The sequence below is a fragment of the Methanomassiliicoccus sp. genome (genome assembly GCA_012719175.1).
Taxonomy (GTDB): domain Archaea; phylum Thermoplasmatota; class Thermoplasmata; order Methanomassiliicoccales; family Methanomassiliicoccaceae; genus UBA6.
In genome coordinates this window covers 17,347-37,877 of record JAAYAX010000014.1, presented here as the reverse complement: position 1 = coordinate 37,877, position 20,531 = coordinate 17,347, and the positions used below count along the sequence as shown (strand labels likewise).

Annotated in this window: 16 protein-coding genes; 9 read left to right on the top strand and 7 right to left on the bottom strand. The window is 57.2% G+C overall.

The genetic code is table 11. From position 1 onward, the window contains the following. Nucleotides 1-17: 17 nt before the first annotated feature. Complete coding sequence (locus tag GXX95_10535; GenBank protein ID NLT38575.1) at nt 18-4,136, top strand: hypothetical protein; 4,119 nt, start codon at nt 18-20, stop codon at nt 4,134-4,136. Nucleotides 4,137-4,254: 118 nt separating this feature from the next. Here the strand turns inward: GXX95_10535 and GXX95_10530 are convergent, their stop codons facing one another. Then, on the bottom strand, nt 4,255-4,725 hold the full coding sequence (locus tag GXX95_10530) for a hypothetical protein (protein ID NLT38574.1): 471 nt from the start codon (nt 4,723-4,725) through the stop codon (nt 4,255-4,257). Between the two features lie 220 nt (nt 4,726-4,945). Between GXX95_10530 and GXX95_10525 the strand changes: the two genes are divergently transcribed. Further along, nucleotides 4,946-6,466, top strand: coding sequence for a hypothetical protein (locus GXX95_10525; protein NLT38573.1), 1,521 nt, complete (start codon nt 4,946-4,948; stop codon nt 6,464-6,466). Nucleotides 6,467-6,558: 92 nt separating this feature from the next. Here the strand turns inward: GXX95_10525 and acsA are convergent, their stop codons facing one another. Together acsA and GXX95_10515 are read right to left on the bottom strand one after the other, a co-directional pair. Next, nucleotides 6,559-8,277, bottom strand: coding sequence for an acetate--CoA ligase (gene acsA / locus GXX95_10520; GenBank protein ID NLT38572.1), 1,719 nt, complete (start codon nt 8,275-8,277; stop codon nt 6,559-6,561). Nucleotides 8,278-8,384: 107 nt separating this feature from the next. After that, complete coding sequence (locus tag GXX95_10515; protein NLT38571.1) at nt 8,385-9,137, bottom strand: hypothetical protein; 753 nt, start codon at nt 9,135-9,137, stop codon at nt 8,385-8,387. Between the two features lie 290 nt (nt 9,138-9,427). Between GXX95_10515 and GXX95_10510 the strand changes: the two genes are divergently transcribed. The 4 genes from GXX95_10510 (at nt 9,428) to GXX95_10495 (ending at nt 13,383) form a co-directional block, all read left to right on the top strand. Beyond that, nucleotides 9,428-10,582 carry an iron-containing alcohol dehydrogenase gene (locus GXX95_10510; protein ID NLT38570.1) on the top strand — a complete coding sequence of 385 codons (1,155 nt, stop codon included), beginning with the start codon at nt 9,428-9,430 and terminating at the stop codon, nt 10,580-10,582. Beyond that, complete coding sequence (locus tag GXX95_10505; protein ID NLT38569.1) at nt 10,569-11,747, top strand: PAS domain S-box protein; 1,179 nt, start codon at nt 10,569-10,571, stop codon at nt 11,745-11,747. Before GXX95_10510 ends, GXX95_10505 begins: the two co-directional genes overlap by 14 nt. Nucleotides 11,748-11,834: 87 nt before the next feature. Further along, nucleotides 11,835-12,437 carry a histidine phosphatase family protein gene (locus GXX95_10500; protein ID NLT38568.1) on the top strand — a complete coding sequence of 201 codons (603 nt, stop codon included), beginning with the start codon at nt 11,835-11,837 and terminating at the stop codon, nt 12,435-12,437. 145 nt (nt 12,438-12,582) lie between these two features. Continuing rightward, on the top strand, nt 12,583-13,383 hold the full coding sequence (locus GXX95_10495; GenBank protein ID NLT38567.1) for a flavodoxin family protein: 801 nt from the start codon (nt 12,583-12,585) through the stop codon (nt 13,381-13,383). A gap of 9 nt (nt 13,384-13,392) precedes the next feature. Here the strand turns inward: GXX95_10495 and GXX95_10490 are convergent, their stop codons facing one another. Beyond that, nucleotides 13,393-13,962 carry an Lrp/AsnC family transcriptional regulator gene (locus tag GXX95_10490; GenBank protein NLT38566.1) on the bottom strand — a complete coding sequence of 190 codons (570 nt, stop codon included), beginning with the start codon at nt 13,960-13,962 and terminating at the stop codon, nt 13,393-13,395. 111 nt (nt 13,963-14,073) lie between these two features. Here GXX95_10490 and hcp point away from each other — a divergent pair, with 111 nt between their 5' ends. Next, nucleotides 14,074-15,363, top strand: coding sequence for a hydroxylamine reductase (gene hcp, locus GXX95_10485; protein NLT38565.1), 1,290 nt, complete (start codon nt 14,074-14,076; stop codon nt 15,361-15,363). Nucleotides 15,364-15,686: 323 nt separating this feature from the next. Here hcp and GXX95_10480 read toward each other — a convergent pair whose 3' ends face one another. Then, a complete protein-coding gene (locus GXX95_10480; GenBank protein ID NLT38564.1) occupies nt 15,687-16,700 on the bottom strand; it encodes an IS110 family transposase in 1,014 nt (337 codons plus the stop codon). 495 nt (nt 16,701-17,195) lie between these two features. Between GXX95_10480 and GXX95_10475 the strand changes: the two genes are divergently transcribed. Together GXX95_10475 and proB are read left to right on the top strand one after the other, a co-directional pair. After that, entirely contained in the window at nt 17,196-18,482 is a 1,287-nt protein-coding gene (locus GXX95_10475) for a glutamate-5-semialdehyde dehydrogenase (protein ID NLT38563.1), read from the top strand. After that, nucleotides 18,479-19,573 carry a glutamate 5-kinase gene (gene proB, locus GXX95_10470; GenBank protein ID NLT38562.1) on the top strand — a complete coding sequence of 365 codons (1,095 nt, stop codon included), beginning with the start codon at nt 18,479-18,481 and terminating at the stop codon, nt 19,571-19,573. The genes GXX95_10475 and proB overlap by 4 nt, the downstream gene beginning before the upstream one ends. An 8-nt stretch (nt 19,574-19,581) precedes the next feature. On the opposite strand, the gene GXX95_10465 is transcribed toward proB, so the two are convergent. Then, nucleotides 19,582-20,109 (bottom strand): nitric oxide synthase, encoded by a 528-nt coding sequence (locus GXX95_10465; GenBank protein NLT38561.1) that lies wholly within the window; start codon nt 20,107-20,109, stop codon nt 19,582-19,584. Beyond that, on the bottom strand, nt 20,109-20,519 hold the full coding sequence (locus GXX95_10460) for a hypothetical protein (protein ID NLT38560.1): 411 nt from the start codon (nt 20,517-20,519) through the stop codon (nt 20,109-20,111). The genes GXX95_10465 and GXX95_10460 overlap by 1 nt, the downstream gene beginning before the upstream one ends. Between the last annotated feature and the right edge of the window lie 12 nt (nt 20,520-20,531).

Here is a 20,531-nt window from a genome sequence, read left to right as displayed (position 1 = left end):
AAGCAGCGACAGGAACGATGATGCGCCCCATCCCACCGATCTCCGCCATCGGCCTTTGCCTGATGTTCATGGTATCGATGCTATCTGCACCGGTAGAGCTATCGATGGCCGGTGATAGCAGTGATGATGTGGAAGGCCCAGGCGGCAACGATATTGTTGAGATCGGCGACCCCTCCGATGATGCCGATCCACTGATCACCGAATCCCACCTTATGACCCAGAGCGAGATGGAGGAGCTGAGGTCCACCATCGGCGTCTATGATGGTAACTCCGCACCCGCGGTGAAGGCCACCGGCCTCAGGAAACCTACATCAGAGGAGTGGGGGGCGATGGTGGGCAATGTTTCCGTTGTTGACCGTGTGACAGCGCCATCTCTCAGTGGATCCTCCAGCGTGGACCTGTCCACATCCGTATATTTCCCGGCGATCGGGGACCAGAGCAGTCTCGGGTCCTGCGGAGCGTGGGCGGAGATCTACTATGCCCTAGGATACCTGACGGCGAAGGCTAACGGCTGGACGAACGCATCGTTCAACTACCCTTCTGAACTGTTAAGCCCATTGTGGACGTACGATCTTCAGAACGGCGGGTCTGACCTGGGCAGTTATCTGGGGGCCAACACTGAGGTGGCGAAGACCATCGGCGTGGCCACACTGGAGACCATGCCCTATCAGACAAACGCCAATGTATGGGGGGGCGAGAAGGCGTGGAGGGAGGCCGCAGCCTATCAGGCCGATTCTTACCACGCCATATCCTACAACGCTCTGACCGAGATCACCACCATCAAGTCGCTATTGTCTTCGGGGACCCCTGTGGTTTTTTCCATCTATGCCAGCGAGTTCTTGTACAATTTCGCTGACTGGAAGGGGAACAGGAACAACATCATCTCCTCCGGCGAGTACTCCGCCCTGGAGCCCAATCACGCCCAGACCATCGTGGGTTACTACGATGGGATGAGCGATAACGGGGAACAGGGCGTTTTCAAGGTCGCCAACTCCTGGGGTTCGGACTGGGGCGAAGAAGGCTTTTACTACATCACCTACGATGCCTTCCTGGAACTGGTCAGCCACGGGGGAGAAGCGGGGTTCGTCACCCTGGAGGAGGACACGCCCTCGGCCCTGGCGGTGTGGCACTACGATGTGGCCCCTGGAAGGGACGCCAGGATCACGATCTCAGCTGTCAGCGTTTCCAGCGGACAAACCCTGGCCATAGTCGAGCCTTATATCTGCGCGTACACAGGGGGCTCCCCGACGATCTATGGGATGCCCTATTTCATGTGCCTGGACATATCCGCGCTCTCAAGCTATCTAGGCCTGTCCACGGTGGATATCGTCCTGGAGATCGGGAGCTCGGTGATCGCCTATTCCTCTGGGGAGAGTCCCACGCTTTCCTCCTTCCGCGTAGAGGAATATGCAAACGGCTACTGTCATGGAAAGGCGAGCACGATCACCGACATGGCCTCCGGGCTTCCCGCGGTCATCCCATGTCGATCGTATTTGTCGCAGAGGCCTCTGAGCGAGATCTCCACGGGCGATGCCCTCGATTGGGACTATCAGGCTCTGAGCTTCGCTGGAAATGCCCAGTGGGTGGCCGTGGATTCGGGCAACGGAAGCTCGTCCTCGCTGCAAAGCGGTGATGTTGGGGACAGGAACGCATCCATGTTCATCGCCTTCGTGGACGGTCCAGGCACCATTTCCTTCGATTGGAAGGTGTCCTCGGAGACAGGCTACGATTTCCTACGCTTCCATGTGGACGGTTCCCCTATCTACGAGATATCAGGGGAGCAAGGTTGGGCGAGGATGGACCTCGTCCTCCCTTCGGGCCTGCACAATCTGACCTGGAGCTACGAGAAGGACGAGTTTGTCAGTGCCGGCGGGGATTGTGGCCGAATCGACAACGTCCAGTGGACCGGATCAGAGGTCATCGCGTACACAGGTTTCGAGGATTCATCATCTGACATTGGATGCTCCGACGAGAACACCGCATCCGGGACCGACACCTGGGGCATCATTGGTAAAATATCGAGCTCCGGGTCGTCCAGCGCCTGGTGCGCGGCCTCGGGGAGCGGTACGAACGGTTATCCGAACGTGATCAACGGATATTACGACACCAACATGGAAAGTTACTTGCTGATGAACCTACCGGACCTAACAGATCATGGTCTGGTCCACCTCACCTTCCATTATTGGGCCTCGACCGGAGGCAGCAGTCTTCCTGACCGACTGTACATTGAGGCGTATAATGTGCAAGGAGGATGGGTACAGATATGGACACAGCCTCTTACATTCTCTGGAGGCTGGGATCACGCTCAGCTCCACTTATCCAACGGGACGACCATGGTCAGGTTCAGCTTCCATAGCGATGCCTTGAACGACGAATATGAGGGCGTCTACCTCGACGACATAGTTCTGACGGTAGCCGATACCACTGTCCCATCCTCATTCGTGGGCCCACTACCGGCCTTCACGTCATCGAACACCACTGCCCTGGCGTGCCATGTGATAGATGGGTCCGCCCAATGGGATGGGAACTTGCAGATCTACTACAGCTTTGGAGGCTCTGGGACCTACACCCTGTATGCGCCCTCAAACAATCCCTCGGGCGTATGGAGCGGCACCAGTGTCATGTTCTATTTCGATGAGGTTGGTGGCCAGCAGGGGGAGTATAGATTCTACTCCGTGGCCACAGACCTCACAGGCAACATGGAGAACGAGCCCCTGTTCTACGACGCCAGTACTATCTACGATCACACCGCCCCCGTCACCGCAGTGTCCACCGATGGAGCCTCACCCCCGCACTGGAACCCCTACAATGTGACGGTGACGTTAACGCTCAGCGACACATCCAGTGGTGTCTCCTCCATTAGGTACAGGATCGACAGCGGCCCATGGACCGAGTACGGCGACAGCTTCATCGTTAGCGGAGATGGCAGCCACACCGTTCAATACTATTCTATCGACGCGGCCGGTAACACCGAGATCATAAGGTCCATCGTGGTCAGGATCGATATGTCCGCCCCCGTGCTGACCATCACCGCGCCCACCAGCAGTGAGTTTGTAGGGAGCAGCGTCCTTACGTGGTTCGCCTCCGACAACTCGGGCATAATGTTGACGGAGGTCAGCTTTGATGGGAGCACCTGGACCAGCGTGTACGGGACAACCTATGAGTTCCAGGCGGGCGACGGTTTCCACACCGCATATGTCAAGGTGACTGATGCGGCCGGACATGCTACTGTAGCCTCGGTATCCTTCATCCAGGACTCCACCGGTCCAGACCTCGTCCTTTTCCCGCCTGTCGATGGCTCGTATCTCAACACCTCCTCGGTCACTATTACCTGGTCGGCCAGCGATGCTCTGTCGCTGATAGGCCACTATGAGGTAAGCATCGACGGCATCACCTGGATCTCCACAACATCGACAAGCCACTTCTTTACAGACCTGGATGACGGATGTTGTACTCTATACGTGCGTGCATACGACGCGGCGGGAAACCTATGTGAGCGCTCCGTGTCCGTCATAATCGACACCGTGGCCCCCACTGCCGAGGTCACACCCACTGGTGATAGCGTCGATATGACCTCGGACATAGTCATCCAGTTCTCCGAGACGATGAGAACTGCTTCTGTGATCATAACAGTAGACGGTGTCCAAACGCCCATATCCTGGAGCGGAAACGAGGCCAGGTGCACACCCCCCTTCTTGGAGAGGGATCGCCACTATTCCGTGGTCGTGCATGGTCAGGACCTCGCCGGCAATGAAGTGGGAACAACATGGATGTTCAGCTCCGTAGGGACCGGGGATATCAGCGGAACGCTGACGAATGAAGAAGGCACTCCCTTAGCCAATGTGATAGTGGAGCTGAGCAGCGGAATGACCACCAGCACAAATGCCTTCGGCCAGTACACCTTCAGTAACATCACGGCTGGCTCCTATACCATAAATGTGGAGCAGGAAGGGTTCGAGCCCCTGACCATGGACGTGAAGGTGGTAGGTGGAGAGGGCACCTCCATGGGCACCTCCAGGTTGTCGGCCGCCGATGATGGGAATGTGGGCAGCAACGCCTTGCTTCTCGCGCTCATCCTTGCCCTGGCAACCACCATCGTTCTCGGAACGGTGATGGTCAAGAGAAGGTACAGATGACGAATGAGGGCCATCGTGACTCCTAGACGGCGCTGTTGGTCAATCCGGTCATATGCGGACATCTTGAGCCAGACAGCGGCATGCCCCGCACCTTCCTCTCTATGAAGATTTGAACCTTTCAGGACTTCGGGCTCAGAGCATTGGCGAGCTCTTTGCACCACGTCATGACCCGCTGGACCTCACCTTCCCGGAGCTGATACCTCTTATCCTTGGTCTCCACGTAAGCGAGCAGCGCTGGGACGACGATGTTCATGCCCATGTCCCTCAGGTGCTTCTCCATGTGCTTGGTGGCGTCTCCGCTCATGAAAGACTTCAGCTGCGTGTCGAAGGTCGCGGCCAAGTTCCCGGAGATGGGATTTCCCTTTAGGCCATCGAGGAAGCCTTTCATCCTTGTCGAGGGCTTCCAGGCCATGGTCGGTGCGCCCAAGATCATGCAGTCATAGTCCTTGAGGTTGGCCTTGGCAACATCCTCCACGTAGTACGAGTCCACGGATACTCCGTTGGCCTTTAGGCAGCTCACTATGGTCTCGGCCACCTTGCCAGTTACCTTTGCCTCCGATACAGTGTCGTAAATGACAACCGCTTTCACATTAACCCCCTCTGCTGAGGGATACACCATTATCATATCATAAAAATGTCCATTGTAATAAACACCCCTTCCTTCATATCGGGTAAAGTACGAGCGCCTGGTCCGCTGTGTACCAGAGCCCTGTTTTTTGTGGATGGAAGGCTTTAACCCAGTAGTAGGAGGGCCCATGACATCATATGTTGGGGGCAGAACTCCTTAATAGAAAAAAGAGGGATGGGATATGCCAAGATACCAGCTTCCAGGCGTTTATGTTCAGGAGATAGCGACCGCAGTGCCCCCCATCTCTCCCTCCCCGACCTCCCGGGCTTTGTTCATTGGCAGGTCCACTATGGGCCCGGCGGGAGTGCCGGTGAAGGTGAGCAATGTGTCCGAATTCCATGCGAACTTCGGGAATGGAGCATTAGGTACGACCTTAGAGGGGGCGGTGGAGTTGTTCTTCGGAAATGACGGCAAAGAGCTGATCGTAGTCCGCGTGTTCAGGCCCGATCCCCAAAGCTCCGATAATCCTAAGGCCGTGATAGATCTGGGCGCTTTCACACTGGAAGCGGCCAGCGAGGGCCTATGGGGGCGAAGCATAATTGTGTCTGTGGATCTCGCGAGAAGTTCCCGCCCCACAAGGAAGCAAGGACTCCGTGAAGGAGAACCGTTCAACCTTGAGGTAATGGTCTCCGGAACGGGGATGAACGTTCCCGCAGAAGTTCACCGCGAGCTAACTATGGGGGATGGTCCCAGACAGGTGGACAAGGTCCTGAAGGAGGGATCCAGGATCGTGCGCTTCAAGGAGCACGGTGAAGAGGTAAGGACCGTATCGGCAGGCAGGTTCCTGGCGGTCGGCGGCAGCGACGGCCTCCCCCTCGATGCGTCCAGCATCATCGGTGCGGACGGAGGAGGGATGAACGCACTGGACCGGACAGATGGCTTTGATATCCTGTACATCCCCCCATACAGGGAGGACCAGATGATGGAGCCCTCTATACTGGCAGCCGCTGCGGACCGTTGCCGGGCGAACAGGGCCATCCTCCTGCTGGACGCACCTCGGGGATGGTCCACCGTCGATGATGCGAGGAATGGCATAGAAGGGATTCGGACGGCATTGGGGGCTGTGGCCAAGGATGCAGCCCTGTATTTCCCTAACCTGATGGTCCCTGATGGCCCTGGACAGACCCGCTCAGCACCCCCTGCAGGAGCGGTGGCCGGTGTGATCGTCCGCAACGATTCCCTAAGAGGAGTGTGGAAGGTTCCCGCAGGGACCGAGGCCGTGATCAAGGGCGCGGGTGAGACCGCTCTTAGGCTGAGCGACGGCGAGTTGAGTTTCTTGAACACGTTGGCGATCAACTGTCTGCGGAAGCTGCCTGGTGGCAGGGTGGTCATCTGGGGCGGTAGGACCCTCGATGGTGCAGACCTCTCCACCTCAGAGTGGAAGTATCTCCCCGTACGTCGACTTTATCTTTTCATAGAGAAGAGCTTGCAAAAGGGCCTGGAGTGGACGATGTTCGAGGCCAACGACCGGCCCCTGTGGTCCAAGGTCCGCGTCTCGGTGGAGGCGTTCCTTCTCGCCCTGTTCCACAAAGGAGCGTTCCCGGGCACCGTACCTCGTGATGCTTTCTTTGTGAGATGCGGCAACGATACCACGTCAGCCGATGAGTTAAGAAATGGCCTGTTGAACCTGCATGTGGGTTTCGCGGCCTTGAAGCCGGCGGAGTTCATCATCCTCAGGCTGCAGCTTAGAGCAAGAACGTAATGTAGCTCAGTAAAAGTCCCGCCTGCAGCATCGTCCTGGCAAGGAAACCATGGATGACTGACCGAAAGATCGTGCGAGAGCAGCGGGGCCGCTCACTCGTCCAGCATGGTGATATCCCCGGGAGACTGCCCCAATTCCCGGGCCTTGAGCACCCGCCTCATGATCTTGCCAGAGCGGGTCTTAGGGAGACTGTCCACGAACTCTAGCTCCCGCGGGTAGGCGTAATACGCAAGCCGGGTCTTCACGAAGACCGTGATCTCCTCCTTCAGCTTCTCCGATGGCGTGAAACCTGGGCGGAGGATGATGAAAGCCTTCACGATCTCGCCGCGCAGCTCGTCCGGTTTTCCGATGACCCCCGACTCCGCCACGGCCGGATGTTCTATCAGGGCCGACTCCACCTCGAACGGTCCCAGCCTCTCGCCGGAGGTCTTGATGACATCGTCCACGCGGCCCAGGAACCAGATGTACCCGTCCTCGTCCCTGTAGGCCTGGTCACCGGAGATGTACCAGCCAGGGATCTCAAAGTACTCCTTGAACTTGGGAGTGTTCCTCCATATGCCCACCATCATCGCCGGCCACCCCGGGCGCAGCGCCAGGAACCCCTCCTGCCGGGGAGGGAGCTCCATTCCGTTCTCGTCCACCACCGCGGCGACCATCCCCGGGATAGGCTTCCCCATGGAGCCAGGTTTTATGGTCATGGATCGGTAGTTGGATATGCATGGCGCCCCGGTCTCCGTCTGCCACCAGTTGTCATGTATCCGCCTTCCCAGAACCTCCAGGCCCCAGCGGATCACCTCAGGGTTAAGGGGCTCCCCTGCTGAACATATATGGCGGAGCGCGGAGAGGTCATAGCCCTTGACCACCTCATTGCCCGCCCTCATGAGCATCCTCAGGGCGGTGGGAGCGGTGAACCACACGCTGACCTTGAACCGTTCTATAAGAGAGTACCATGCCCGGGCATCGAAACGACCCTCGTAAGAGACGATCGTCGTTCCCAGGAACCATGGTCCGAATATGCCTACCGAAGTACCTGTGACCCAGCCAGGATCGGCGGTGCACCAGTATGTATCCTCCTCCTTGAGATCGACCACATAGCGGCAGGTCATGAGCTGCTGGATCATGGCCTTGTGCCCTAGAAGGACCCCTTTAGGCTTTCCGGTGGAGCCGGAGGTGTAGTGGATGATGTAGGGATCGGTAGGCTCCATGTTGACCGCCCGGTAGCTGGGGCTCCCCGACTCCATGAGATCCTCGATGCTGATGGTGTTCTCCCCCAGACCATCGCTGCCCCCCACGATGATGAACATCTCAACATCCACGAGGTCGTCCATTATGGGCTCCAGACGCTTGTACAAGTAGGGGGAGGTAACGATGAAGCGAGCACCACAGTCGAGGGCCCTGTCCTTAACGGCGTCCGGACCCAGCGCTGAGAACAGAGGTCCCGCTATGCCCCCCATCTTGGTTATCCCCAGTACTGAGATGTAAAGTTCCGCAGTACGGTCCAGGAAAACGAAGATGCGGTCGCCCTTGACTGCACCAAGTCTCTCCAGCCCTGAGGCGAAACGGCTCGACATCTCGGCGATGTCCCCGAACGTGAACTTACGTACCTCTCCCCGGGCCTGCATAGCGTACAGCGCGATCTTGTTGCGCCTCCAGTTGCGGGCATGGCGGTCGATGGCCTCAGCGGCCACATTGTACGCTCCGCCATTGGACCAGTCGAACTCCCTTTCCACGGACGACCAGTTGAACTCACTGTACGTTCGGTCGTAATCCTCCAGATTCCCGTGGTCCCCCGGGGATATAGTAAGCTCCATTCTCGTCTCACCTGAAAATCGGCGTCATGAAACGGAGATAATGTATATAAAGAGGTTTAAAGAGACCATTCCGAGCGACCTTGCTCGGCCTGCGAATCGTGCGCCCCTCACATGCTCCGCTCCAAGGCCTGGCTGACCCTGGCTGAGAGGTCCGAGCATCCCTTTGCTTCAACACCGTCACTATCATGCACCTTGCCTTTCCGGATGGAGACCTCCCCATCCACCAGCATCCTGATGGACTCCATCAGCAACGGGGCCTCCCTCCTCAGTTCCTCGGCGCGGACCTTCCGGGCCTTTTCATCTGCAGATATGGGAGCGTTCACGATAGATTCCGTCGGGAACGAATCGTAGGCCACGATGGCCCCTCGGTCCAGCTCCGGGCTGCAGACGTGGACCGTTGCCCCATAGCAGGGATCGCGGTTCTCCACAACCTTCCCCACGATCTCCTCCCAAGTACCGGTGTAGGTGTCAGGGAGGGCAGGATGGAGGTTTATAATATCGTATCTTTGACACGTTATCGGATCGATGATGAGCATGTATCCTGCGAGCACCCCGAAGTCCATGGGGTGATCGGCGATGTGCTCCCTCAGACCTTCACCATAAGCATCCCTCCATCTCTCCAGGTCCTTAATCTTCAGGTCCGGCCTGAAGCTGTCTGAAGGGAAGAGGATCACCGGTATCCCTTCCTTTGTGGCCATGTCTATCAGGCACTGGCGATAGGCGTTGCCCTTCACATCGCGGTTGATGAACACGAAGGACACCTTGGCGTCGATATCTCCGCTGTGGATCCAATCCATCAACGTACTGAACAGGTTGAGTGATCCCGGACCTCGGGCGGTGGTGAACCATCCGATGCTCATGGCTCTGTCTCTCATCGTACCGGAAATGCATCGAGGCAATATTAGAAGAGCGGCACACAACATCCTCTGCCTTCGGACAGGGCCTTTCGCTCACTCTTTATCTCTCTCCGGCGTATATCTGCAACCTGATCCTCCATCAACAGGGGAAGGCAGAAGGGCCGGAGGGGAAGCTCAATAATTTCCCTCCGAAGGACCGACCTCGTAACGTTCCCGACAGGGTAAAATCATTTGCTGGGATTATGACGGAAATGTTATTAGGGCATGATCGCCTGGAAGAAAAAAGGTCTCAGATGTCTGAACAGTTCCCTGTCCGGAAGTTTGTCGCACCCGAGATAATCCTTGGAAATGGATCTAGAAATCTTGTAGGGCAATATGCGAAGACCCTACACGGTCGCAACGTGTTCTTGGTCAGCGACCCGGGTGTCATCAAGGCGGGATGGACCGGAGAGGTGCGGGATGAGCTTGAAAGTCAGGGGCTACAACTGGTGCTTTTCGACAGCGTATCGTCCAATCCCCGGACATCGGAGGTGGCCAAGGGCTCTCAGAAGTACCAGGAAAACGAGTGCGACCTTCTGGTGGCCGTGGGGGGAGGAAGCCCCATGGACTGTGCCAAGGCTATAGGTGCGGTGGTGACGAACAGCTGCCACGTACTTGATCTGGAGGGGGTAGACGAGGTCGCCGTGCCCGGACCACCGATGATATGCATACCCACCACGGCTGGCTCCTCCGCCGACGTATCGCAGTTCGCCATAATCTCCGATGAGAACAAGATGCGCAAGTTCAGCATCATCAGCAAAGCCATGGTGCCTGACGTCTCGCTCATCGATCCTGAGGTGACGCTCACCATGTCGCCCAACCTCACCGCTGAGACCGGGATCGACGCCTTGTCCCATGCCTTCGAGTCCTATGTGTCCAATGCCTCCTCGTACATGACGGACATGTACGCCCTGGAGGCCACCAAGATGATCGCCCGATACTTGCCGCTGGCCTACGAAGAACCCGGCGAACTAAGGCATAGGGAGAAGGTGATGCTGGGAAGCATGTACGCTGGTCTGGCCTTCTCCAATGCCAGCCTGGGCTTGGTGCACTCCATGGCCCACAGTCTGGGAGGATACCTCGATTACCCTCATGGAGAGTGCAACGCCAAGCTCCTGGAGGTCGTGGTGGCCTTCAATTATTCTGCGGTCCGCGATAGATACTCCGCGCTGGAAGCGGCAATGGACAGGAAAGGATCAGACGGTACCGGTGGACTGGAGAGCATACTCTCCCGGCTCCGGGAGCTCATCGATAGGTTGGACATAGATACGGGGTTGTCAAAGATGGGCGTCAAGGAGGAGAACATCCCTTACTTGACCGAGAATGCATTCAACGATGCCTGTCATGTCACCAACCCCCGTCCCGTCCACAGGGAGGATATAGCGAGATTGTTCCATGGCGCGCTCTGAGGATGAGATCCGGGCGGAAGCGCTCCGCCAGAAGATCATAGGCCTGGGTGAGACCTCTCACCGCAAGAGCTACTATCCCCAACTGCAGGAGCAGATCGACGAGCTGCACGCTACCCTCAAAGCCCTTCAGGACAGCGAGAACAAGTACCGCACCTTGATCGAGAACGTCAACGTGGGGATCTTTCGGAGCGACATTAAGAACATGGGACGGGTGATCCAGGCCAATCCTGCCTTGTGCAGGATACTTGGTTACGAGAGCGAGGAGACGATACTGGAGGCCGATCCGGACGGGTTCTATCAAGATCCACATGACCGTGATGTCATATTGGCAGAGCTTAAAAGGGGGGGAAGGGTCAAGGACAGGAAGGTCCGCATGAAGATCAGGTCGGGAGGCATTATCCTCGGTTCCATGACCCTGACGGCCCTCTTTGATCACGAGGGCGATATCTCCCTTATAGATGGTGTCATCGAGGACATAACCGAGAAGGAGATGAAGGAGGAAGCGTTGAGGCAGGCCAATAGGAAATGGAACCTCCTCAGCTCCATCACCCGGCACGACATCAATAACCAGGCCATGGTCCTAGATGGATATCTAACCCTGGCCATAGAAAGGACGACCGATGCTGAGGTCCGCAAGCTTCTATCCAAGGCGCGGGGCAGCGTGCAATCCATCGAGAGGCACGTAGCCTTCGCCAAGGACTATCAGGATATTGGCATCAATGCACCGAGGTGGTTCGACCTCCGGGAATCCCTCATTAACTCGCTTATCCCCCTGGATAAGGCATCTCTGAGCGTGAAGGTGGAGGTGGATGACTACATGATCTTCGCTGATTCCATGATCGGGAAGGTCTTCTACAATCTAGCTCAGAACGTGGTCCGCCATAGCAAAGGCTCGGTCCTGGTGGTTAGCACCAAAGAGGAGAACGGCCACTTGGTCCTCTCCTTCCAGGATAACGGGGTCGGCATCAGGGACAAGTCCCGCCTCTTCCTGAGGAGAAACTCCACATCGGGGTTCGGCCTCTTCCTGTCCAAAGAGATATTGTCGATAACTGGTGTGGATATCAGGGAGACGGGGGTATCGGGACAGGGAGCACGGTTCGAGATAATATTCGCAGAGGGTCAGCACAGGTTGCTGGCCGCATCTCAGGATCCCCCCAAACAATGAACTAGGTGCTCCCCTTATCTCTTGGCCGGGTGCATGATGAACGGGTGCAGGATCTTAGATCTTCTGAACCAGAACAGGGATGTGACGATGGCCGCGATCGTGCGTCATGCCGATAGGCCCCCCATCGCTACCGTGACCGAGAGCCTGGGAGTGGGGCTCAATGAGAAGGGACGTGAGAATGCCCGGAGGTTCGGCGAGGGAATAGCTGGAGAACGCCAGGTGCGGTTCTTCCACAGTCCCGCGGTGCGCTGCCGGGAGACCGCAGAGGCCATGTCCGTCGGCCTTGCGGGAAATGGCAACAAGGTCCTCAGCTGCACCGAGACCTGGGACCTGTGCGCCCCCTACCTCTTGGACGATAGGACGTTGGAAGTGGCTGACAGGCTCGGGCACGGCTTCATACGCGCATGGTTCAACGGGGAGATCGACAAGGAGTGGATACTGCCGGCGCCGGACGCATCGGACAAGGTCCTCCACCCCATATTGGAGCGCCTGACCGATCCCTGCGGAACCACACGCCTGGATATCCATGTATCCCATGATTGGGAGCTGATACTCCTCCGCGATACACTGTTCGGAACCCAATACGAGCAGGACGGATGGATAGGATATCTGGACGGTATGGTCTTCATGAAGGACGGGGGCAAGCTCACAGCACTGTGGGGCGAGGCCGAGACCGAGATCGATCTCTAGGGATGCTGGATCCCGTGCTCGGTCTAGAATATGACCCTGAAGCATCAAGGATGTGATGTTCTTGGATGAATGTGAAGGTACCCGGCACCAATGGATATCATTTTTTAGCGCTGCTTCGTAATGGTCCTGATACAGAGGCTTGCGGATGAAGGTCCTTGCCATCATGGGAAGTCCTCGAAGGAACGGAACTGGCACGAAGGTCGTAGAGGAGATCGAGCTGGCGTTAAATCGGATGGGGCCGGTGCAGGTGGAGCGCCTTCACCTTGTGGACGCCGACCTCAAGTCCTGTCGGGGATGCTTCACCTGCATCAGGGCAGGGGAAGGATTGTGCCCCATCAAGGATAACAGGACGATGATCGAAGAGAAGATCGATGGTGCAGACGGCATCATCCTTGTATCCCCGGGCTATGTGCAGAACGTCAGCGCCCTGATGAAGAACTTCATGGATCGCATGGCATACACCAACCACCGCCCCCGGTTCTATGGCAAGAAGGTGATGATAGTGGCGAACGGAGGGGCGGGTCTTAAAAAGACCCTGGATGCCCTGCGCATCGCCTTAGGCGGCCCTGAGGTCGTTAGCGAGCTAGCATATCTGCAGCTCCCGTGGCCCATAAGTCCCCGGGCCCTAGCCAAGAGGAGCGCTCGCCTCCAGCGAGAGGCCGCGAGGTTCTACAGAGTGCTCGAAAAGAAGGTCATGCGCCCCTCGTTCTCGGAATACATGCGCTTCCGTTTCTTCAAGAACGCCAGCTTGGAGACCAAGGAATGGTTGCCAGCAGATTACGAGTTCTACAAGGACAAGGGCGACTTCTATTACGATGTCAAGGTCGGGGCCCGGCTCAAGGTCACCTCGGCCCTGCTGATGTCCATCACCAAGCCCCTGATGAGGGAAATGGCCCCATGGCCGGGGGAAATGCCGTCCGAGGAGGACAAAGGGCTGGGACGATAGTTCTGATGCTCAATAGAACGTACCTTGGTACTGGCCTGTGACCGGGCAGCCCATGCATTTTTTACCCTTGAAGGAGGGGCAGTCTGTGCAGTTGAGGTTGATGCCGCACGGTGGCTTGCTGCTCCTCTCTGGCTTGAGCTTCACAGGTATTATGAAATCCTTCTGGGAGGAGATCACGATATCGAAGTCCACATCCGTGACCGAAGGGTCGGACCGTATGTGGCCGTTCACTATGGACTCCAGAGTGGTCACGCTCTCACTGAAGAAGAACAGGCAAAGGTTATGACGGCCGGAGACGCTGAAACCATTGGCAAAATAGGGGCAATCGACGAACCTGTTCAAGATCACCGATGGGTTCGTCGAGGACAGGTCCACCTTGGCCAGGTAGAGGCCCATTCTCAAGGGGCTAACTCCCGCGTTCAGTTCAAGTGCGCCCCTCTCCCTCAGTTTGGCCACCCGGCTAGCGACAGATGGCTGGGATAGGCGGAGCACCTTGGCGATCGACTCCTGGGACACATTGGGGTCGGAAGAATACATGGAAATGATTATCTTGTCCTTTTCATCGAGAGTAAGCACCATTTCAGCACAAGCCTATTTTTTATAACTATTTAATCGTATTATCTTATTTTTCATCATGTGATAGGTTATATATCTCAAGATGGGTAGATACATTGGTGAGATCACATGGCTATGTTCTGTAACCAATGCCAGCAGACCGTGAAGGGTATTGCTTGTACGGTCCGGGGAGTATGCGGGAAGGACGAGGATGTCCAATCCCTGATGGACACTCTGCTTTTCGGCCTCAAGGGGATCGCGGCATATGCCTACCATGCCCGCCTGCTGGGTAAGACGGACCCAGAGGTGGATGAGTTCATCGAGGAAGCTCTGTTCAAGACCTTGACGAACGTTGACTTCTCTCAGGAGGATCTATGGAACACGCTAATGAAGGCGGGGATGATAAACCTCAAGGCCATGCAGATGCTCGATGCCGGTAACACCGAGCATTTCGGACTTCCTGGGCCTACAAAGGTTCGCACGGGCACCGTTAAGGGGCCAGGGATCCTGGTGACTGGGCATGACCTTCTGGACCTGGAGGCCCTGCTGCAGCAGACCCAGGGCACGGGAGTGAACGTTTACACCCATGGGGAGATGCTGCCCGCCAATGCCTATCCTGAGCTGAAGAAGTACAAGAACCTTATCGGCAACTATGGCGGAGCCTGGCAGAAGCAGAAGAAGGAGTTCGATGAGTTCGGCGGACCAGTTCTGGTAACGACTAACTGTGTGCTCATCCCACCCGAGAGCTACAAGGACAGGTTGTACACCACCAGCGTGGCTGCGGTCCCGGGAGTGAAGCACATCGCCGACCGTAAGGACTTCAGCGAGATCATTGAGCATGCCAAGAGGATAGGGGACCTTCCCGAACGCCAAGGCCCCGACATGTTGACCGGCGCTCACCACAAGGCGGTCCTATCCTTGGCACCAGTGATCATAGACGCGGTGAAGACCGGCAAGTTGAAGCACTTCTTCCTAGTGGGAGGATGCGACGGAGCCACCCCTGGGCGTGATTATTACACCCAGCTTGCAGAGAAGATACCCCAGGACAGCGTGATCATGACCCTTGCCTGTGGCAAGTACAGGTTCAATGACCAGGAGTTCGGGGATATCGGCGGCATACCGCGGCTCCTTGACCTAGGCCAGTGCAACGATACATACTCCGCCATCGTACTGGCGGTGGAACTGTCCAAGGCGTTCAATGTGGAGGTCAACGATCTCCCTCTGAGCATCGTGCTGTCCTGGTTCGAGCAAAAGGCAGTGGCCATCGTCCTAACCCTGCTGGCACTGGGGATCCGTGATGTCAGGCTCGGGCCCACCCTTCCGGCTTTCATCACCCCCAACAACTGGAAGCTCATCCAGGATAAGTTCGGATGGAAGGCCGTTGGCGATCCCGATGCCGACCTGAAGGACATGCTGAAAGGTTGAACATCTTACACATCAAGTGGGGAGGAGGTCCCACCCCCCCCTTTCCTTTTACTTTGACTAAAAGCGCGGCTTATCCTGAATTGCGTTGCCCGTTCTTTATGGCTTGCGCTGTCCACCGCTCGTCCGTGCGAGCATCTTCGAGTTCGAGGAACATCCCAATTTACTTAGGCGGCAGCGTCCGCAGAATGACATTTCGAGCCTGGACCTCCGGACGTCTCCGTGATTTTAACAGGCGGCAAGCTCCGCAAAAAGGAAGGACGGCATTGTCCTCGGTCCTCATCCTCTCGTCTCGTAGAGCGCGCATCGAACGTGGAACCGTCCATTCAAGGTGTGAACGGCGTTCCTCTCACTAGGACCGCGTGTATCACGGCCAGCATCTTACGTGCCGCGGACATGAGCGCCTTCTTGACGCCCATCTCCCTGGACTTGCGCTTGAAGTACTCAGTTATCGTCGAATCGCAGAAGCGGATGTGCGAGAGAGTTATGCCTTCGATGATGGAACGCATCATGGGATCCCCGTTCTTGGTCATTCGACCATGATGTTCCTTGCCTCCTGAATCGCGTACTCGAGGTACCATGCCGAAGTACGCGCACAGCTTCTCCGGACCTTGGAACCTGCTCACGTCGATGATCATGGACATCAGCTGGACGGCGGTCTGCCGTCCTATGCCCGGTATCGATTCCAAAAGTTCGACGTTCCTATCGTTCGAACCTCGACGCTCGATCTCCCTGGCCACACGCTCCGACTCCTTGAGCAGAGCTGCGTAGCCATCGACCCTCCTCATCAAGGTGTAATCGTGCCCGTAGCTCGTTAACAAGAACTCTCTAGACTTCTTCGTCGAGATATCCTGGAACTGCGGAGGCAGTTCCAGACAGTTGCGGTGCATGTGCGATCTTATTCGCCTCACTTCATCGCCCAGCTTGTTAGAGAGCTCCTCCTTGTAACGGCAGAGGTCCTTCAGCTCCGCCTCCCGTTCCGTCGGAAAGTAGGACATGGACAGCTCGATCTCGCCGTTCTTCCACAGACGGAGGCAGCGACCGATCCATTCCGCGTCCAGACGGTCGGTCTTCTTGTCCGTGTCCGTTATCATCTTGAGGCTGCGAGCGTGGACGACGTAAGCTTCAACGCCCAGCTTTGAGAAGAAACGGTACACGACGTAGGAGTAGGTGCTCGATTCCATCATCACCGCATACTCCGTTCCGTGCATACGTTCGTGCAGTTCCTGAAGTCCGGAAGCGTTCGTTCTGACCTCGGCGCTCATCACGGCCTTGCCGCCTGCGCTTATCGCGCAGGCGACCGTGCAATCTTTATGTACGTCCAGCCCAATGTATTTCATGCGGCATTCGCTCCTTTTGCTCAACACTACTAGGTAGTGAATGCCGCGCTTTTAGTCCGATGGTCATTTTATTTAAAATGAGGTTAAAACAGGAGATCGTCCTGTTCCCAGTGTAGACCATTTGTTGTAGAAATTACACACGCCTGTGTCGAACACGGATGCAATGAACAAGTTCTGTTACCCAGAGATAGAAACCCATCGGACCCTGGATCATTTCTTCGCTGAAAATATGCCTATTTATTGGACCTCAACAAACCCTTCGTGCGCGTGGTCAATGCGCTGAACGCCGCCGAGACCGTGGCGACCATGGCCATGATGACGATGAAGACCATCATCCTGAGCATTTTTTTCTCACCTCTTCCATTCTAATGTTGTGATTAATATTCCATAATCCTTTGCATGATACTGGCATATTCCTACGAACAATGATGGACTTGCTCTGACCGCCGAATGAAGCGAAATCTATAAACTAGCACGATATCTGTCCTTCCTGCCATGGACCAAGTTCGAGAGGCGGCAATAAAGGCAAAGGAAGCATCGTACCGTCTGGCCACGCTGACGCTGGAAGATCGCAACCTTGCTCTGGATAAGATATCTCTGACCCTCGCCGCTAGGTCCGAGGACATACTCGCCGCCAACTCCCGGGATATGGAGGCCGCTCGTGCCGGAGGCCTATCCCAGGTATTGATCAAGAGGCTCAGGTACGACCGGAGCAAGCTCGAGGAGTCCCTGGAATCCATCAGGTCTCTGCAGTCCCAAGAGGAGGTCGTGGGCAAGCTCATATCGCGCACCGAGCTCGATGGCGGTCTGATCCTCGATAAGGTCTCCTGCCCCATAGGGGTCATCGGCGTGGTCTTCGAGGCCCGACCGGAGGCCTTGGTGCAGATATCCTGCCTGTGCCTACGCTCCGGCAACGCCGTGCTCCTCAAGGGAGGAACTGAGGCCAGGGAGACCAACGAGGCGCTGGCGGACGCCATCGCGGATGCGTTGTCCTCGGATGACCAGCTACGGGACGCGGTGCAACTGCTCTCCACCCGTGAGCAGTTCCGGGAGCTCCTCAAGCATGATGACCTGATAGACCTGATAATCCCGCGCGGCTCCAACGAGCTTGTGCGCTCCATAAAGGAGAGCACCAAGATCCCCGTCCTAGGCCATGCCGCGGGGATATGTCACACCTATGTTGACAAGGAAGCGGACATAGACATGGCGGTCAAGGTCTGTCATGATGCCAAGGTGCAGTATCCGGCAGTGTGCAACGCCATGGAAACGCTCCTCGTTCATAGATCCATAGCCGGTGACTTCCTGCCGCACATGGCCGAGGACTACGCCCACGCTGGGGTGGAGCTCAGGGGCGACGCCGGCGTCCGCGAGATAATCGATGTGAGGGAGGCCAGCAACGAGGACTGGGAAACGGAGTACAACGACCTCATACTGTCCATCAAGATAGTGGACTCCCTAAGAGAGGCCATTGACCATATCAACCGTTACTCCTCCCATCACACTGATGCCATCATAACCTCGGACGAGAGAGCGGCCCAGATGTTCATGGACATGGTCGACTCCTCCTCGGTAATGTGGAACGCCTCCACCCGCTTCTCGGACGGTTACCGTTATGGCCTGGGGGCCGAGGTGGGGATATCCACCAACAAGACCCACGCCCGGGGCCCGGTCGGCCTGGAAGGGCTCATCATATACAAGTACAAGCTGCGGGGTCACGGTCAGACCGTGGCCGAGTACGTGGGTAAGGAAGGCCGCAAGTTCACCCACAGGAAGATCCAATGAGGGACCTCCACCCCCAGCGGATCGTCATCAAGATAGGTACCAACACCATCTGCCAGGATGATGGCACCGTGGACCAGGGATACATCGATGAGGTCGCCCGGCAGGTAGCGGAGCTGGACCGGGACGGCATACAGAGCATCGTGGTGACCTCTGGAGCGATCGGGTCAGGGTCCTCGGAGCTGTCCCTGGACGGGAAGAAGAAGGATGTGGCCATGAAGCAGGCCTGTGCCGCCGTGGGGCAGGCCACCCTGATGCTGGCATGGAGGGACGCCTTCCGCAAGTACGGCAAGAGCGTGGGGCAGGTCCTCTTGACCTACGGAGCGTTCTCCGATCGCGCCCGCTATCTCGATCTCCGCAAGGCACTCGACGAGATGTTCCGCCTGGGGGTCGTGCCCGTGGTCAACGAGAACGATGTGATCGCCACCGATGAGATCGAGGAGATCTTCGGTGACAACGACAAGCTCTCCGCGCTGGTGGCCAGCAAGATGGACGCGGGCCTGCTCATCCTGCTAACGGACGTGGACGGCCTCTACGACCGCAACCCCGAGGCGGACAAGGACGCCAAGCTCATCCCTACGGTGGACGAGATCACCAAGGACCTGGAGAGGATCGCCGGGGAGAAGAGGAAGGAACGGTCCACGGGAGGCATGCGTACCAAGATCAATGCCGCCCGCATAGCCATGCAGTCAGGGTGCAACATGGTCATAGCCAACGGGCGAACCCCCGACGTCATCGTGCGCGTAGCTCGGGGCGAGGAGCTGGGGACCCTCTTCACCGCACAGTCCCATTACAGCAACAGGGAGCGATGGATACTCTTCGCCTGCCCCCGTGGAAAGGTCATGGTGGACGAGGGGGCCGAGCGCGCCCTGCGCGACGGTGGATCCCTGCTCCCATGTGGCATCACTTCCATAGATGGCAAGTTCAAGAAGGGTGATGTCGTCCGCATCGGCTCCTTCGCCAAGGGGCTGGCCAACGTCTCCTCCACGGAGATGCAGTCCAGGATGGTGAAGTGCAGAGAGGAGAAGGCCGCCGGTAAGAACGTCAACGGGAACGCGGTGATCAGCCATGAGAACATCGTGTTCCATGACTGAAGCATGCCCTACAGATCCCTGCTCCAGCTCCTGATCTGCTCCCAGTCGCGATAGTCGTAGGGGCTGTTCACATCGATCCCCCTACCCACCAGCTGCTTCTTGGTCCCTACCCCTGCCAGGAGAGCCTTGGTTAGGGCCCCGTACCTGGAGAAGTCGATGACCCCACCGAACATCCCCAGCGATACTGGCCGGAGACCGGGGACGGATGCGGCGACATCCTCCAGATACATCCTCCTCCCCGCCTCGATCTTCTCAGGGAACAGGACATCGCTGCAGCTTACGAACAGGGCCACCTTCCGCTCGCACAGTTCCTGTCCCTTGACCTCCAGGAATCGCTTCGCCTCCTTGGTCCATTTCCCCACGAACACTGGGCTTCCCAGCACGACCATGTCGTAGTTCGTGACCTCGGGTTCAGGACCGCACCGCAGGTCGACGACATCGACTTCATGCCCCTCGCCTCTCAGCCCCTCTCCGATGACCTCGGCCAGGCGGGTTGTGGAGCCGTACTTGCTACCGTACGCCACCAAGACCCTCATCAGCTCACCACCGTGCGGTGATGCCCGCGCCCCCTGACCCCTACCACATAGATGATGAACGCCGCAGGTATGACCAGACCGAACAGCGCCGAGGGCTGGATGACAAAGGCCGCCCATAGATCATAAGCGATCGTGGCCAGGGACACAAGGACGGTTGCGTATAGGCCCCAGTTCCTGTTCAGGACCAACCCTGCAGCGGCGACAGCCCCCGATATCCCCAGGGCGAAGAAGGGCAGAGCGATGGTCGTCGTCCAATCTGTCAGAGGGCCGTCCACCATATCCATTATCTGTTGCTGGGTCTCCGCGCACAGGTTGCCGGTCAGGCCTACCGCGAAAAAGATCCGCAGGGCCGCCTGCACAAATGACAGGAGGATGAGCGCGCCCATCCCCTTAGTGAGATATGTTCTCATTTCGTTCACCTT